The following is a 14,740-nucleotide window of genomic DNA, read 5'->3' on the forward strand; positions in this document are numbered from 1 at the left end:
GTACCTATTTTATTTACCTTGCATTAACTTCATATTATACCATATTTTATTTGTGCGGTGTGTATAAACATGCCCCGAATAGCATCCAGGCTGTTTTCGGGGCACAGTTATAAAATAACCAAGTATTAATTTGATGAGCAGAAAAAGTGCTATTAATTGGCACCGGCCATTCTAACTACTTTGCTCTCGCCTAACCGTTCCGGCACCATATCATTTCTAATTAAATCGTCATACGTTTCCCGGGCGATAATGATATCTGCAGCACCATCCCGAACCAGCACCATAGCCGGGCGGGGCAACCGGTTATAGTTCATCGACATGGAATAGTTATAAGCACCGGTAGAGGAAACAGCCAGAATATCACCAGGTGCGGGAGCAGGCAGATTGATGTCCCAGATTAACATATCACCTGACTCACAGCACTTCCCGGCTATGGATACTGTCTCCTCGGGCTGCTGATCAGCCCGGTTGGCCAGGAGCGCTTCATAGCGTGATTGGTACAATGCCGGTCTCGGGTTGTCGCCCATCCCGCCATCCACCGCCACATATGTGCGAATACCGGGTATTTCCTTGACCGAGCCCACCGTATACAACGTTGTCCCGGCGGGACCACTGATTGAACGGCCAGGCTCCACTAACACTCTGGGCGTTATTAAACCATAGGATTTAGCCAATGTTTGCACAGCCGGCACCAGCATGTCGGCGTACTTACTCACAGGCTGGGGCTCATCTGCGGAAGTATAATATATCCCCAAACCACCACCGAAGTTCATTTCTTCAGGCTGCCAGCCTGTCTCCTGGTATACCAGGGCGGTAAACCCGAGCATAACTTCAGCTGCGTGGGTATAGGATTCCATTTCAAATATCTGGGAGCCAATATGGCAGTGCAACCCGGTGAGCTGAATATTTTCCAAGGCCATAGCCTGTTTGATAATTTCCATAGCCTGGCCGTTTTCAATAACAATGCCGAACTTACTGTCTATTTGTCCTGTTTTGATGTATTCATGAGTATGCGCTTCCACCCCGGGGGTTAGTCGCAGCATTATCTTTACATGAACACCCGCTTCACCGGCTAGTTTGTTAAGCATAAGCAATTCATACTGGTTATCCACTATAATTCGGCCAACCTTGTATTCTAGAGCTAATTTCAGCTCGTCGGCCGATTTGTTATTACCGTGAAAATACACCCGCTCCATGGGAAAACGCGCCTTTTTAGCAGTATACAACTCACCACCCGATACTACATCCAGGCTCAGACCTTCTTCGGCTATAATGCGGCAGATGGCCAGAGTAAGCAGGGTTTTTGCAGCGTATAACACTTCACCGTCGTATTTTTCCATGAAAGCCCGGTTGTAGTTGCGGCAGTTTTGCCGAAAGTATTGCTCATCCAGCACATACAGCGGAGTGCCAAAACGCTCGGCCAGTTCCACAGTATCGCAGCCGCCAATTTCCAGGTGACCTCTATCGTTAATTCTCATTGTGCCCTGTAGCTTCATTAAATTTCCTCCGTTCAGATCAGAAATAATTAAACCTCCCTTCATGCGGAGTGAAAGGAGGTCATACATTTCATCAGCCCTTTCCGTTCCCCGGTGATAGCTCTCCACCCCCAGTAAGCTCTTCTAAGTAATAAAAGCAAGTGAGGGTGACAGTCCGGCACTTATTCAATACCAAACCAGTCCGGTATTACGAGAATTTAACCGGACTTCGGCGGTGATGCCCTTTCACCACGGTTCACCGGATTCCCGTTCCTCACCGTTGGCTACTTTTGCACACCGCACCTCTATACCTCCTAGCGGAGATGAGGTCTGTATATAGTTTTGCACATTTTAACACGTTTTAATTAATTTAGTCAATTGGACATATTTTAAGGATTAAAATTATCTTTACTGACAATATACGCAATAATTAGCAAACTGGCCCGTAAGAATCAACTTTTTTCTAGCTTATCCTTGCCTGCTGAGTCAGTGCATTACTCCAGCGGCCGCAGCGATCACCCCAGCGGGCAATAACCTGCCCCGATTCCATAATTTCAACCACCTCACACACATTCGGACAGCCATCACAGGCAAAACCGCCGGCTTTAAAATCCCTGTCCGCAACCTCAAAGCCCCTAAAGCCGGTGCTTTTCCGATTGGTGGCTTCCCTGGCCAGCATTGCCGCACCCAGGGCTCCCATAACGTCATAATGAGAAGGTACATGCACCGGGTGGCCTAAAGCCTTTTCAAAGGCGGCTTTCATACCGGCATTGGCTGCTACCCCGCCCTGGAATACAACCGGTTGGAGTATTTCTTTACCTTTGCCCACGTTGTTCAAATAGTTGCGTACAAGCGCCTCGCACAGACCGGCTAAAATATCGGGTATGTTATAGCCCATTTGCTGTTTGTGAATCATATCGCTCTCCGCAAATACAGCGCAGCGCCCGGCAATGCGCACCGGTACGGTGGCCTGTAAAGCCAATGGGCCAAATTCCTCAATTTTAATATTCAGCCGGGCAGCCTGCTGGTCTAAAAACGAGCCGGTACCAGCAGCGCAAACCGTATTCATGGCAAAGTCAGACACTACACCGTTACGCAGGATAATTATCTTGGAGTCCTGGCCGCCTATTTCCAGTATAGTTTGTACGCCGGGCATTACGTTGGAGGCGGCGATGGCGTGGGTGGTAATTTCATTTTTAATAATATCCGCACCCGTGATTACCCCGGCCAGATGTCTGCCGCTACCCGTAGTTCCCACACCAATCACCTTTAATTTGCCCGGCAGAGCCGCCTGCATATGTTTCAAACCCTGCTGCACCATTTCAATTGGTTTACCTTGAGTGCGCAGGTAAATACTATGTTTTATTGTGCCATCTTCACCTGTTAATACCATATTTGTGCTCACTGAGCCTACATCTATTCCCAGGTAACCGTACATTACGCCAACGCCTCCTCGGTTTGCTTTCTTCTGGCCAATAAATCCACAAATGCCTCCAGCCTGGTAACCAGTCCGGCTTCCCCTGACTGCTCGTCAACTATTAACGTCATGGCCGGAATACCCAATTCAGCGCTTACGCGGGGCAAGATGCTCTGGGCTACAATTTCCGGCATACAGGTAAAAGGAAGCAGTTGAATCACTCCATCATAGCCCTGCTCTGCATAAAATACAGTGCTGCCCACAGTTTCCAGGCCATGACCACCAACAAAATGCCTCAGGTATTTAATTGCTTTTTGCTTGACTAATTTGCTGCTGCGCGTGTTTTTAGCCAGCCCCAAAAACAGGTGCTCGTTAACCCATTCGCTAAGATAGATGGAGCGGTCTACTTCCACCCCCATGCTGCCCAGCTTGCGTTCAATATCCTGGTTAGCAAAAGGCTCCAGCAGGGTGTAAATTTCCCCTACCAGGCCAATGCGCAGCACCGGCCTGTGTATATCCACCGGTATGGCATCCATTATCTCAACAGCTCTTTGCAGGGCTGCCGGTAGTCCTTCAGGCGCAGCTACATTAATTATCTCTTGCAGCGCATGCTGTAACGCCCGGTCGGTAGCACCCGCTGTGGTTTCCCGTGGCCGGCAATAGTTGGCCATTCTTTCTAGCTTATCTACAGCCTCAGCCTTGTGATATCCAAAACGAATACCGTTAATCACCCGCCGCCAGGACTGCTGTCCGGTAATCTGCTTGATCTTATCCAGTAGATCGCCAATGTGTTTTTGCGGTGGTTCCAGCACCACCAATTCATACTGATAGCCCAAGTCCCGCAAGATGGCATGTTCAACATGGGCATAGTAACCAAACCGGCAGGGACCGCACCCGCCGGCCATAACGATGGTGTCCGCACCTAATTCGGCGGCCTCCATAAAGTTACCTAAATTTAGTTTTAATGGCATACAAGCAAATTCAGGGGCATGCTTAACCCCCAACAGCAATGTTTTTTTACTGGAAGGCGGCGGCACTATTACATCCACGTTTAGATATTCCAGCATGGCTTTGATGCATATCCACATTAGACCCATATGGGGATAAACTACCTTCACTGTTATCTACACCTTTCCAATTGCTTTAATAATATGTGGCTGCCACGTAATCCAGTTGACGGCGCCATCTAACCATATCCATAAATGCTTCTAAGCGGGTAACCATACCCGCCTCTCCGGTATGTTCATCAATGGTTAAATTAAGCAATGGCTTGCGCGACTCCCGGCGGGCAAACCGTTCAATTAATTCTCCGGTCATAGAATCCGGCCCACAGCCAAAAGAGGCTACGTGAATTATCCCGTCCACTTCCGGCCGGTCAAAATAATAAAAGGCAGCACCAACCATACGCTGGTTTAAAGTCCAGAAGAGCTGCTTGGGCAGCTTCTCAGCTTCGCGACGAAAAACATGCTCGGGTAGTTGATCCGCAGTTACTACATTAGCCCCGTAATCCCTGAGCCGCTTGAGCATATTCATGCTGATATAATGATCGTAAATATTGTAGGGGTGACCGATAACGGCAATGGTCACGTCCCTTACGCCAACATCCTGGTCTTGCCGGTTATGGCGGTTACTGTCACAGGTTTCAAACGGCAGCCGGCCGGATTCCATGTCCCGGCAGTGATTGTTCAGCGCAGCCATAGAGGCCTGGTAAGCTCTCATAATTCGGACAGGGTTGTGGGTAAACTCCTTGCCCACTGAATAAAATAAATTGTACAAACTGCTGCCTTTGCGGTATAGATCTATACTGTTATCCATTAAAGGCGGCAGATGTTCAATATTGTTGCGAACTATATCGGGAAAGCCCAGGAACTTGGGGCAAATATATTCCCTCCGGGCGGTGCTGACAACGCGGGGTAAGAATATATAGTCCACCCTGTCGCAAAGATCCATTACGTGACCAACCGCCACCTTGATTGGCAGACAGGCCTCATCAACAGTAGATTTAATGCCTTTTTCCAATATGCCCCGGGTAGTTTCCCGGGAAACCAGAGTTTTTACACCAAGATGTGCAAAAAAGGTCTTCCACTGGGGATAGTAGTAATAATAAAGCAACGCTCTTGGTATACCCACTGTAACGGACATGCTTAAACCTCCGCTCGGTATTTAACTCACATTAAGGTATTATGAACTAAAAAATAAATAGGTATACTTAAATGCTTCGTTGAAACTCGCGAAAAGAAAAAGAAACCTGTTGTCTGCCAGGTTTCTTTGAACATATGGAATATGCAAATATATACGAGAAGATTAAGTGCGGTTATTTCATTTCGGCTGCTTTTTCCTATTTTTGCCCGGCTTGCGGGCCGGCACCGGCAAAGCCTGCCGGTCACTATCCCGGGTGTTTAGAATACTTGGTCGAGCATTGTTCACCGGTACAGGGCGGCGCACAATAATATTGTACAGTGCTTTAGCATTAAAGGGTATCAGCGGCCACAAGTACGGGACACCGAAAGAGCGGGTGAAGATCAGCAGTAACAGCACCAGCACCATTCCCACCAGCAGCCCGGGCAGGCGGAAGAAACCAACCATTACTATCAGGAATAAACGGATCAGGCGATTGGCAAAACCCAATTCGTAACTGGGAGTAAGGTAGTTGCCCACCACTGCCGCCGCAGTATACATTATCACTTCAGCATTAAACAGCCCCACGCCCACCGCTAGATCTCCGATCAACAAAGCGGCAATCAAACCTACTGCAGTGGCCAATGCTGTAGGAGTATGTATGGTGGCCATGCGCACCATATCCACCGCTGCCTCGGCGAGCAAGAACTGAATAAAGATAGGTATCTTACCTATTTTGTCTGGACCAATAAATTTCAAAGCCTCTGGTAATATGCTGGGCTGTAGTACTGCCAGCAGCCACAAGGGCAGCAGGAAAACGGAAATAGCTACCCCTAGAAACCTGATTAAACGCATGTATACACCCGCTGTAGGATTCTGCCGGTATTCCTCGGCGTGCTGCAGGTGGTGAAAATAAGTAGCGGGAGTAATAATTACACTGGGTGAAGTATCCACCAGCACCAGCACATGCCCTTCAAGCAAGTGAACAGCGGCCACATCCGGCCTTTCCGTGTAGCGCACTCTGGGCAGCGGGTTCCAATAATTGCCCGGAGTGATGAGTTCTTCTACGGCCTTTTCGGCCATTGGCAGACCGTCAATATTGATGGCTCCAATTTTCTCCCGAATGCTATCCACCAAATCCTTATTGGCAATATCCTCGATATAACAAATAACGATATCGGTTTTTGAGCGATTACCCGCCTGGGTATATTCCATGCGCAGTTTGGGATCACGGATACGCCGCCTGATTAACGCGGTATTAAAAACCAGCGTTTCTGTAAAACCATCCCGTGAACCTCGTACCACTTTTTCCAGGTCAGGCTCTTCGGGGCTGCGAGCTGGATAGGTGCGCACATCCAGCATAATCGCTTTATCCATACCATCAACAAGCAGGGCAAGGGGACCGGATAACATCTTTTCAATTAAGTCTTCAAGATATTCTGTAGGCTGGACCTCAACATAATTGATATGTTTTAAAAAAAGTCTTTGAAAGGCATCTACGGACAGGTCTTCCCGGTCCAATTTATGCAGATTATATAAAATATCCGTCATCAGTTCGGCGTTGGCAAAGGCATCGACAAACACCATCAACGTCTTGCGACCGCCGATAATCATTTCCCGTCGAACAATATCAAAATTTTTATCAAAGGCCAGCTTCTCGGCCAATAGATCTTGATTAATATCTAAATTCTTACTTAGCCTGGTCTTTTCTTCAATGGCAGCCGGCGCCATCGTATCCACTCCTCTTGATTATTTCTCTTAATGCTTTGGTAGTCAGGGGTGCACCAAAGGCATAGCAATCAGCGTAATTCATTTTTCCTACATCACCGATGCCAATAACCACCGGGATGTTTAGTTCATCCAAAACCTCTACAGTATCGCCATAGATAACCTCACCGGTGCTCCCGCTTACCTGTCCGAGTTTATCTACCGGCCCGGCCACTAACTCCCCGTGACAATCTACCGATAAATCCACATGCGCTCCATTCGTAAACTCGGTATTAGAGGCCACCGCAAGTGCACCTAAAATACGTATATCCGGATGAGAAGCCAGATAAGCCAGTATCGATTCACCACGCCCGAGGCCATGCTCGCCCTTGTCATCCAGCATCACCACCACCGGCTCATGGGCAGCTTGTTTGATTAAGCATACCAACTCCTCTCCGGTCAAAGGGGTAGGATTGCCGGCTGAGGCGGAAATAGTGCGGGCACCAATATTGTGCGCCGCTGTTTCCACCGTTTTTTTAGCCATTTTATCCCCATCTGTCACTACAATAATACTAATTGGTTTGCCCACCGATTCTGCTCCCCTTATTGGTTCATAATAATTGTCTGTCCCGAAAATATCTTTTTTATTATCATTAGTCATTAAAAGTAAAGGACACCTTTTATGGTGTCCCTTGCTTTTTAACTGGTATGAGCCACTTTCAGGTTGGCCTTATACTCAACTACCCGGCCGTTCTCTACATTGGCAGTAAAGTTAACCACTTCCACACCAACAATATTACTGGTTGTTTTAGATGCTTCGGTGATCGCTGACTGTACTGCACTGCGCCAACCTTCAGTTGATTCCCCTACCATTTCCATAACCTTAATATGCATAATACAATCCTCCTTTGCTGTATCTAAATTCTATTGGCAATTGTATTATTTGATCTATATCGTTTTTTATACAACACCAGCGCACAGGTATACTTGAAGTTAAAACAACACAAGAAAAGCGCGCCCATCCGGTTCTCTTTACGCGCTTTTCAGTACTTTATCCTCAGCGCTTGCCATAAATATGGCAAGCATAATACCCTAAAGTAAAATTAAAAGAGAGCGCAAAAGCTGCACTCTCCCGCGAGGGCTTACCGGGCGTTTTCCATCATGTCCCGTAATTTTTGCAAAGCCTGGCGTTCCAAGCGCGATACCTGCACCTGAGAAAGCCCCAGCCTGCTCGCAATTTCCCCCTGAGTTTTATCGCCAAAGAATCGCCACAGCAAGATGAGCCGGTCCCTGTCCGGTAATCTTTTCAGCACTTCCTTGATGGCAATATTGTCCAGCCAGGGCATTTCTTCACCGCCACCCTCGCTTAACTGGTCAAGCAAATAAATAGGATCACCATCATCCTGGTGCAGTGTTTCGTAAATTGAGGCAGGTGAAATAGATGCATCCAATGCCGTTACTACTTCTTCATTGGGAATACCCAACTCAACGGCAATTTCGTTAACCGTGGGTTCGCGACCCATTTTGGCCACCAGTACATCCCTGGTCTGCTGCACTTTATATGCAGTTTCTTTTATCGACCGGCTTACTTTGATCAGATTATCATCCCGCAAAAAACGCCTGATTTCACCCACAATCATGGGCACTGCATAAGTGGAAAAGCGCACATTAAAGCTCATATCAAACTTGTCGATAGCCTTCATTAAGCCAATGCAACCAATTTGAAAAAGGTCTTCCAGCTCATACCCCCGGTTTTGAAACCGCTTGACCAGGTTGAATACCAGTTTTAAATTACAATTAACCAGGCGCTCCCTAGCCTGCTCGTCCCCTGCCTGAGCCCGGGACAACAATTCTTTCATTTCCTCATCCTTGAGTAGGGGAAAGCGGGGCAAGTTCATTTCCATTAACCTGTTACTCATGGTTTTTCCCCCTATTGTTCAGACACTGCTTTACGGCCTGGTGTCCCTGCCCTTCTGCTCATTTTCACCCGAGTGCCTTTACCCGGAGAAGAAGACACACTAAAGTTTTCCATGAATGACTGCATAAAGGAAAAGCCCAGGCCCATACGTTCAGGATCAGTGGAGTAGGCTGGCTCCAATGCTTTGGTAATATCTTTAATACCCTTACCCGTGTCTATAATTTCAATTTCTATAAATTCCTCAACAATTTTTATTTCCAACCGGACCATGCATTCTGGATTATTATCATAACCATGAATAATAGCGTTAGTTACTGCTTCGGAGACCGCTACCTTTATTTCTTCTAAATCAGATAGTGTAAAATCCAATTGACTGGCCAAAGCAGCTACTGCTACCCGGGCGAAAGCTACATTTTCCGGGCGGCTGGAAAATTCAAGTGCAGCTTTATTCAATCTCTGCAACCTCCTTTTCAGGTTACTAGTATATCATAAAACCAGCTAATGTATTGGTTAAATATTCAAATATCCTCAGTTTTGTTTATCTTATCCAATCTTGTCCAGCAACAAGTTAACCGAAGGATACATTTCCATCAAACGTGGCAGCCCTGACAGGTCCAGTACTTTTTTTACCTGAGGTTTGGCACCTGCCAAATAAACTTTTCCTCCGTTGGCACTAACTCTTTTATAGCGGCCTAAAATTACTCCCAAACCGGAGCTGTCAACGAAATCAACATCCGTCAAATCGAAAACAAGATTGTTCACACCATAATGCGCCAGTGCCAGGTCCACATCTTTTCGCAGCGAATCGGTTAAATTGATATCCACATCACCTATCACTGAAACTATTAAATAATTGTTTTTCCTTTTAATTGTATAGTTCATAACTGACACCTCAACTAGCCAGCAAAAATTATAGTACTGTTACATTTTACCATACATGGCGAATAATTTCAACTATGATAATAGTTAACAAAAAGCTTCCGGCACATGACCGGAAGCTTATATTCATGCTTTTGGAAGTTAAAGTACTGAAAAGCGCGCGCAGAAGGAACCAATGGGTTTAGAAAACCTGATCCAGGGCTTTATACATTTGCCGGAACACCGAAGCCCGGCTAACCTGGTTTTGAGCCAGCAGTGGTACGCGCTGCACCTCTTTTTCCCCTTCCAATAAGACGAACTCGCCTACCACCTGTCCTTTGCTTAACGGAGCTTCAATATATTCAGGTAAAAGCGCCCGGCCCCGGTAATTCTGTTTTTGCCCTTTAGGTACCGCCATGGCAATATCAGCTCCAGCTATCACGCTTACCTGGTCTATGGTACCCTTGCTTACTTTAACAGTTTTTACCCTTTCTCCCCGCTGAGCAAATTGCACGGCCTCATAGCGGGCAAAACCGTAATTGAAAATTTTCATGGTCTCCCGAAAATGGCTGCGCGGTTCGGGAGTGCCCAGAACAACTGAAATCAACCGCAACCCGTCCCGTTTAGCCGTAGCTGCCAGGCAATACTTGGCTTCATTGGTCCACCCCGTTTTGCCTGCATCTACTCCATCGTACCACTTGAGCAGCTTATTGGTATTCCATAAAACAAAGTCACCGCCCCGGATATCGTACCTGTAAATGGAAGAAACCTTACAAAATTGCTGGTATGCCAATGCCTGGCGTAACATCACCGCCATATCGTAAGCAGAGGTATAATGATTTTCAGCCGGTAGTCCGGTGGGATTGGCAAACCTGGTATGCCGGCACCCCATCTCCTTAGCCCGGTTATTCATCAATTCCACGAACGCTTCCTCCGAACCGGCAATGTGTTCTGCCACAGCTACGCTGGCATCGTTAGCTGAACCCACGGCTATGGAAATCAGCATATCTTCCATACTCATTTCCTCGCCGGGCTCCAGGTAAATTTGCGAACCACCCATACTCCAGGCATTTTCCGAAACCGTAACCCGGTCGTTAAGGCTGATTTTACCCTGGTCCAGGGCTTCACAGGCCAGTAGCAACGTCATAATTTTTGTCACACTGGCCATGGGCAGTTCTTTATCCTGCTCCTTGCTCCACAGTATCTTGCCCGTAGCAGCATCCATCAGCACGGCTGATTCAGCGGTAGTTTCCAATGCCGCAGCCGTCGCCTCCGCAGCAGTTTGCTGCGTCACACCCGGCACCGTACCGGTTGCGCCTGTATCATTTGCTGCCAGCGCTAAACCGGTTCCGGTGGCGGTAACGACTATAACAAACATTATCCCTAAGATGATCGCACAAACATGTTTGCTGTTCATCACGCTTCCCCCCTGTTTTTATCAGCTTAAAATATTATGTCGAGCTGAGTGAAAGTTATGCGGGTGAAAGTGTGTCATCATATCAATATAAAACATGCTTTTCAAATAAAGCTTTACTCAATTACATCGTAAATAACCGGCAATATCTCAGGCTTGTCCGGTCCGATGACCAATGCATTGCGTAAAATTTGGCAGATCTCCAAGTTGATGTCCCGGTTACTATGCAAAACAGCCAGCACATCTCCTTTTTGCACCTCATCACCAACTTTCTTCTTTAAGGTTATCCCTGCAGCATAATCAATCGGCTCATCTTTCGTTTGTCTTCCGGCACCAAGCAGCATCGCCGCAGTTCCCACTGACTCGGCAGCCATACTTTGCAGGTAACCGGCTAGCTCAGCTTTTAATTCTACATGATTTTTGGCCTGGGGCAACAGGTCCGGGTGCTCGACCACTACCACCCGGCCGCCCTGCGTTTTAATAAATTCTTTAAATTTTCCCAGGGCTTCACCATTTTGCAGTATCCCCGACATGGCTAAATAGGCCTGGTTAAAATCTGCATAAATACCACCTGCTATCGTCATATAGGCAGCTATGGTTAAGCATACTTGAACAAGGCCTGCTTCCCCCTTACCGCTGAGCACTTCGATGGCTTCTTTTACTTCATTGGCGTTGCCTACTTCATAGCCCAGCGGTTGGTTCATGTCCGTGATAATTGCAACTGTTTTTTTATTTAAACCTTTACCTATCTGCACCATTATTTTGGCCAATTCTCGAGCCTCGGCGTGAGTCTTCATAAATGCTCCGGACCCCACCTTGACGTCCAACACAATAGCATCGGCCCCGGAGGCTATTTTTTTACTCATCACGGAACTGGCAATTAAAGGGATAGAGTTAACCGTGGCAGTTACATCCCGCAGCGCATAAAGCTTTTTGTCGGCTGGAGTTAAATTACCGGTTTGGCTGACAATGGCTATTTTATGTTTATTTACCTGCTCAACAAACTGCGGCTGGGAAAGCTCCACATGAAAGCCTGCAATTGCTTCCAGCTTGTCTATAGTACCACCAGTATGCCCCAGCCCCCGGCCGGACATTTTAGCTACCGGAACACCCGACGCAGCCACCAGCGGACCTACGATTAAACTAGTTTTATCGCCTACTCCGCCGGTAGAATGCTTATCCACCTTGATACCGTTAATGCCGGACAAATCCATAACTTCACCCGAATTAACCATAGCCATGGTTAATTCAGTGGTTTCTTGGATATCCATACCCTTAAAATATACCGCCATTAAAAAGGCCGACATTTGATAATCAGGAATTGCATCGCTGGTAAAACCGCTGATCATATAATTTATTTCTTCAGTGGTCAGAGAGTATCCATCACGTTTTTTTTGGATAATATCCACCATTCTCATACGAGTATCTCCTTTAAGCATGTTCTTATTTCACAGGGGAGACTCAACTCCCCTGTGAATTTCAAAACTACAAAATGCATGATATAATTGGCGTAAGTTAGTAGGTTAAATAGGTCAATAAGCCCGCCTGCGGCTCAATGTCCCGGCGGACGGACAAACATTTATGGTCCAACTCATACGTCAATGTCTGTTTATTGAGTAATTAAACCTGCAAACTCCTCACCAACAGTAAAATCCAACTCAAAAAACCGGGCTAATGTGGCCGCTATATCGCTAAAACTGGCACGTGTCCCCAGGTCCACCCCGCTTCTTATAGCCTGACCGGTTACCAGAAGCGGCACGTATTCCCTGGAGTGGTCGGTACTGGCGGTGGTGGGATCACACCCGTGATCAGCCGTTAGGATCAATACATCCTCCGGACGCAGCGCATTGATTATTTCCGGCACCCGGCAGTCAAATTCCTCCAGCGCACTGGCATAACCGGCGGGATCGTTGCGGTGCCCGTATTGCTGGTCAAAATCCACCAAGTTGGCAAATATTAGTCCGTTAAAGTCTTCTCGTATTAAAGAAAGAGTTTTGTCTACACCATCCATGTTATCGTTAATATGTACCGAACTGGAGATACCTTGGCCTGCAAAAATATCATTAATCTTACCCACCGCGGCTACCGTCAAACCATGGTCATGGAGTAAATCCAATACTGTAGGCCGGGGAGGCAGGACAGAATAGTCATGGCGGTTAGCAGTGCGCTTAAAAGAACCCGGCGAACCAACAAACGGACGGGCAATTACCCGTCCTACCGCATAGTCGCCGATAAGCATTTCCCGGGCTATCCGGCACATTCGGTACAGCTCATCCAGAGGCACCACCTCTTCATGGGCGGCAATTTGAAATACACTGTCTGCTGAAGTGTATACAATGGGGCGGCCGGTTCGCATATGCTCCACACCCAGCTCTTCAATAATTGCCGTTCCTGAGGCCACCTTATTGCCCAGTATATCCCTGCCAATACTTTGTTTGAAAGGTTCAATGATTTCAGTCGGAAAACCGGCGGGGAATACCGGAAAAGGCTTGTCCAACACCAAGCCGGCAATTTCCCAATGGCCGGTAGTGGTATCCTTACCCGCAGAAAGCTCGGCCATTTTACCAAAACAGGCGTTAGGGGTGTCTACGGGGGGTACGCCCACTATTTCAGTCAAATTACCCAGTCCCATCTTTTCCAAATGAGGCAAATTCAGACCACCTACAACCCGGGAACAATTGCCCAGTGTATTACTGCCGCAGTCACCGTAAAGGTGGGCATCCGGCAACTCACCAATTCCGGCACTGTCCAGCACAATAATGACTACTTTTCTATTCAAAGGCATTAATCTCATTCCCCCTTATAACAATGCTAAATAACAGGTGTTGGTGTATTGTTCATATTTACAAACATGTATTTTAGCTTTTTTCAATAGGGCTTAAAACAGCGCAATACAACTTAACATAGGTTAACCCGATATTCGTGTTACAACCCTGAATTAAGCCCGGGGATGGTGTTTATTATAAACCTCTCGTAATTTAGATTGGGTTAAATGGGTGTATATCTGAGTTGTAGTGATATCAGCATGACCCAGCATTTCCTGTAGAGCTCGCAGGTCAGCACCGTTTTCCAGCAAGTGGGTAGCAAAAGAGTGGCGTAAGGTATGCGGCGTAATAATTTTTGTTATACCTGCCTCTAAGGCATATTTTTTAATAATTTTCCAGAACCCCTGCCTGGTGAGTCGCTGACCCCGCATATTTAAGAAAAGAGCATTTTCCACTTTGCCGCCCAATATTTTAGGTCTTCCCCGACCCAGGTATTCCAATAAAAAGTTCCTAGCTATCGTACCCACCGGAATTATACGTTCCTTAGATCCTTTGCCTGTGCAACGGACATAGCCATGCTCGCAATCCACATGGTGCAAATCCAGCGTCAGCAACTCAGAAACCCTCATCCCCGTAGCATACATCAACTCCAGCATAGCTTTATCTCTGAGGCCGCCCGTGTTGCCAATCCGAGGTTGGTCCAACAATTTCTCTACTTCATCCTGAGCCAGCACGCCGGGCAATTTTTTTTGCAGGCCAGGTGATTCCAAGTTGGCCATTGGGTCGCTGTCCAGCACCTGCTCGTCCACCAGGAAACGGCAATAAGCCTTCAATGCAGCCATATGCCTGGATATGGTAGCTGAAGACCGACCAGTTTTTTTCAACTCCAAGAGGTAGTTTAGCACTAAATTGCGCTCAACTCGGTTAACCTGCACCACCTGTCTCCGGCAACAAAAGGCTTTAAACTGCTTTAAATCCAGGGCATAGGAAATAATAGTGTTTTGTGCTAAGCCTCTTTCTACCGTCAGGTAAGTCAAAAACTGTTGTATCTTATCCTCCATTTTTTAA

Annotated in this window: 14 protein-coding genes and 1 riboswitch; all 14 genes read right to left on the bottom strand. The window is 47.0% G+C overall.

Annotated elements, in window-relative coordinates; translation table 11 throughout:
* Positions 1 to 152 precede the first annotated feature (152 nt).
* On the bottom strand, positions 153 to 1,496 hold the full coding sequence (lysA, locus tag SPSYN_RS01035) for a diaminopimelate decarboxylase (RefSeq protein ID WP_161820648.1): 1,344 nt from the start codon (positions 1,494 to 1,496) through the stop codon (positions 153 to 155).
* An 89-nt stretch (positions 1,497 to 1,585) separates the two neighbouring features.
* Positions 1,586 to 1,791: riboswitch (Lysine riboswitch) on the bottom strand.
* 147 nt (positions 1,792 to 1,938) lie between these two features.
* Complete coding sequence (locus tag SPSYN_RS01040; protein WP_161820649.1) at positions 1,939 to 2,913, bottom strand: acyl-CoA dehydratase activase; 975 nt, start codon at positions 2,911 to 2,913, stop codon at positions 1,939 to 1,941.
* Positions 2,913 to 4,010 (bottom strand): CoA protein activase, encoded by a 1,098-nt coding sequence (locus SPSYN_RS01045; protein ID WP_161820650.1) that lies wholly within the window; start codon positions 4,008 to 4,010, stop codon positions 2,913 to 2,915. Before SPSYN_RS01045 ends, SPSYN_RS01040 begins: the two co-directional genes overlap by 1 nt.
* Positions 4,011 to 4,035: 25 nt before the next feature.
* Positions 4,036 to 5,034 carry an acyl-CoA dehydratase activase-related protein gene (locus tag SPSYN_RS01050; protein ID WP_161820651.1) on the bottom strand — a complete coding sequence of 333 codons (999 nt, stop codon included), beginning with the start codon at positions 5,032 to 5,034 and terminating at the stop codon, positions 4,036 to 4,038.
* A 177-nt stretch (positions 5,035 to 5,211) separates the two neighbouring features.
* On the bottom strand, positions 5,212 to 6,741 hold the full coding sequence (locus SPSYN_RS01055) for a spore germination protein (protein WP_161820652.1): 1,530 nt from the start codon (positions 6,739 to 6,741) through the stop codon (positions 5,212 to 5,214).
* Positions 6,722 to 7,378 (bottom strand): stage V sporulation protein SpoVABEA, encoded by a 657-nt coding sequence (gene spoVAEA, locus SPSYN_RS01060; RefSeq protein WP_341478841.1) that lies wholly within the window; start codon positions 7,376 to 7,378, stop codon positions 6,722 to 6,724. Before spoVAEA ends, SPSYN_RS01055 begins: the two co-directional genes overlap by 20 nt.
* A gap of 38 nt (positions 7,379 to 7,416) precedes the next feature.
* On the bottom strand, positions 7,417 to 7,611 hold the full coding sequence (locus SPSYN_RS01065; RefSeq protein ID WP_161820653.1) for a dodecin family protein: 195 nt from the start codon (positions 7,609 to 7,611) through the stop codon (positions 7,417 to 7,419).
* A 248-nt stretch (positions 7,612 to 7,859) separates the two neighbouring features.
* Positions 7,860 to 8,636: an RNA polymerase sporulation sigma factor SigF gene (sigF, locus tag SPSYN_RS01070; protein WP_161820654.1), complete on the bottom strand. Its 777-nt coding sequence runs from the start codon at positions 8,634 to 8,636 to the stop codon at positions 7,860 to 7,862.
* 11 nt (positions 8,637 to 8,647) lie between these two features.
* Entirely contained in the window at positions 8,648 to 9,097 is a 450-nt protein-coding gene (spoIIAB, locus tag SPSYN_RS01075) for an anti-sigma F factor (protein ID WP_161820655.1), read from the bottom strand.
* 81 nt (positions 9,098 to 9,178) lie between these two features.
* Positions 9,179 to 9,517: an STAS domain-containing protein gene (locus SPSYN_RS01080; protein ID WP_161820656.1), complete on the bottom strand. Its 339-nt coding sequence runs from the start codon at positions 9,515 to 9,517 to the stop codon at positions 9,179 to 9,181.
* Positions 9,518 to 9,695: 178 nt separating this feature from the next.
* Positions 9,696 to 10,910, bottom strand: coding sequence for a D-alanyl-D-alanine carboxypeptidase family protein (locus SPSYN_RS01085; protein WP_161820657.1), 1,215 nt, complete (start codon positions 10,908 to 10,910; stop codon positions 9,696 to 9,698).
* Positions 10,911 to 11,023: 113 nt separating this feature from the next.
* Entirely contained in the window at positions 11,024 to 12,325 is a 1,302-nt protein-coding gene (locus tag SPSYN_RS01090; RefSeq protein ID WP_161820658.1) for a pyrimidine-nucleoside phosphorylase, read from the bottom strand.
* Between the two features lie 191 nt (positions 12,326 to 12,516).
* Complete coding sequence (locus SPSYN_RS01095; RefSeq protein WP_161820659.1) at positions 12,517 to 13,692, bottom strand: phosphopentomutase; 1,176 nt, start codon at positions 13,690 to 13,692, stop codon at positions 12,517 to 12,519.
* Positions 13,693 to 13,845: 153 nt separating this feature from the next.
* Positions 13,846 to 14,733, bottom strand: a complete 888-nt coding sequence (gene xerD / locus SPSYN_RS01100) for a site-specific tyrosine recombinase XerD (RefSeq protein ID WP_161820660.1) — start codon at positions 14,731 to 14,733, stop codon at positions 13,846 to 13,848.
* Positions 14,734 to 14,740: the final 7 nt, after the last annotated feature.

This window comes from Sporotomaculum syntrophicum (assembly GCF_009932395.1).
GTDB classification, from domain to species: domain Bacteria; phylum Bacillota; class Desulfotomaculia; order Desulfotomaculales; family Desulfallaceae; genus Sporotomaculum; species Sporotomaculum syntrophicum.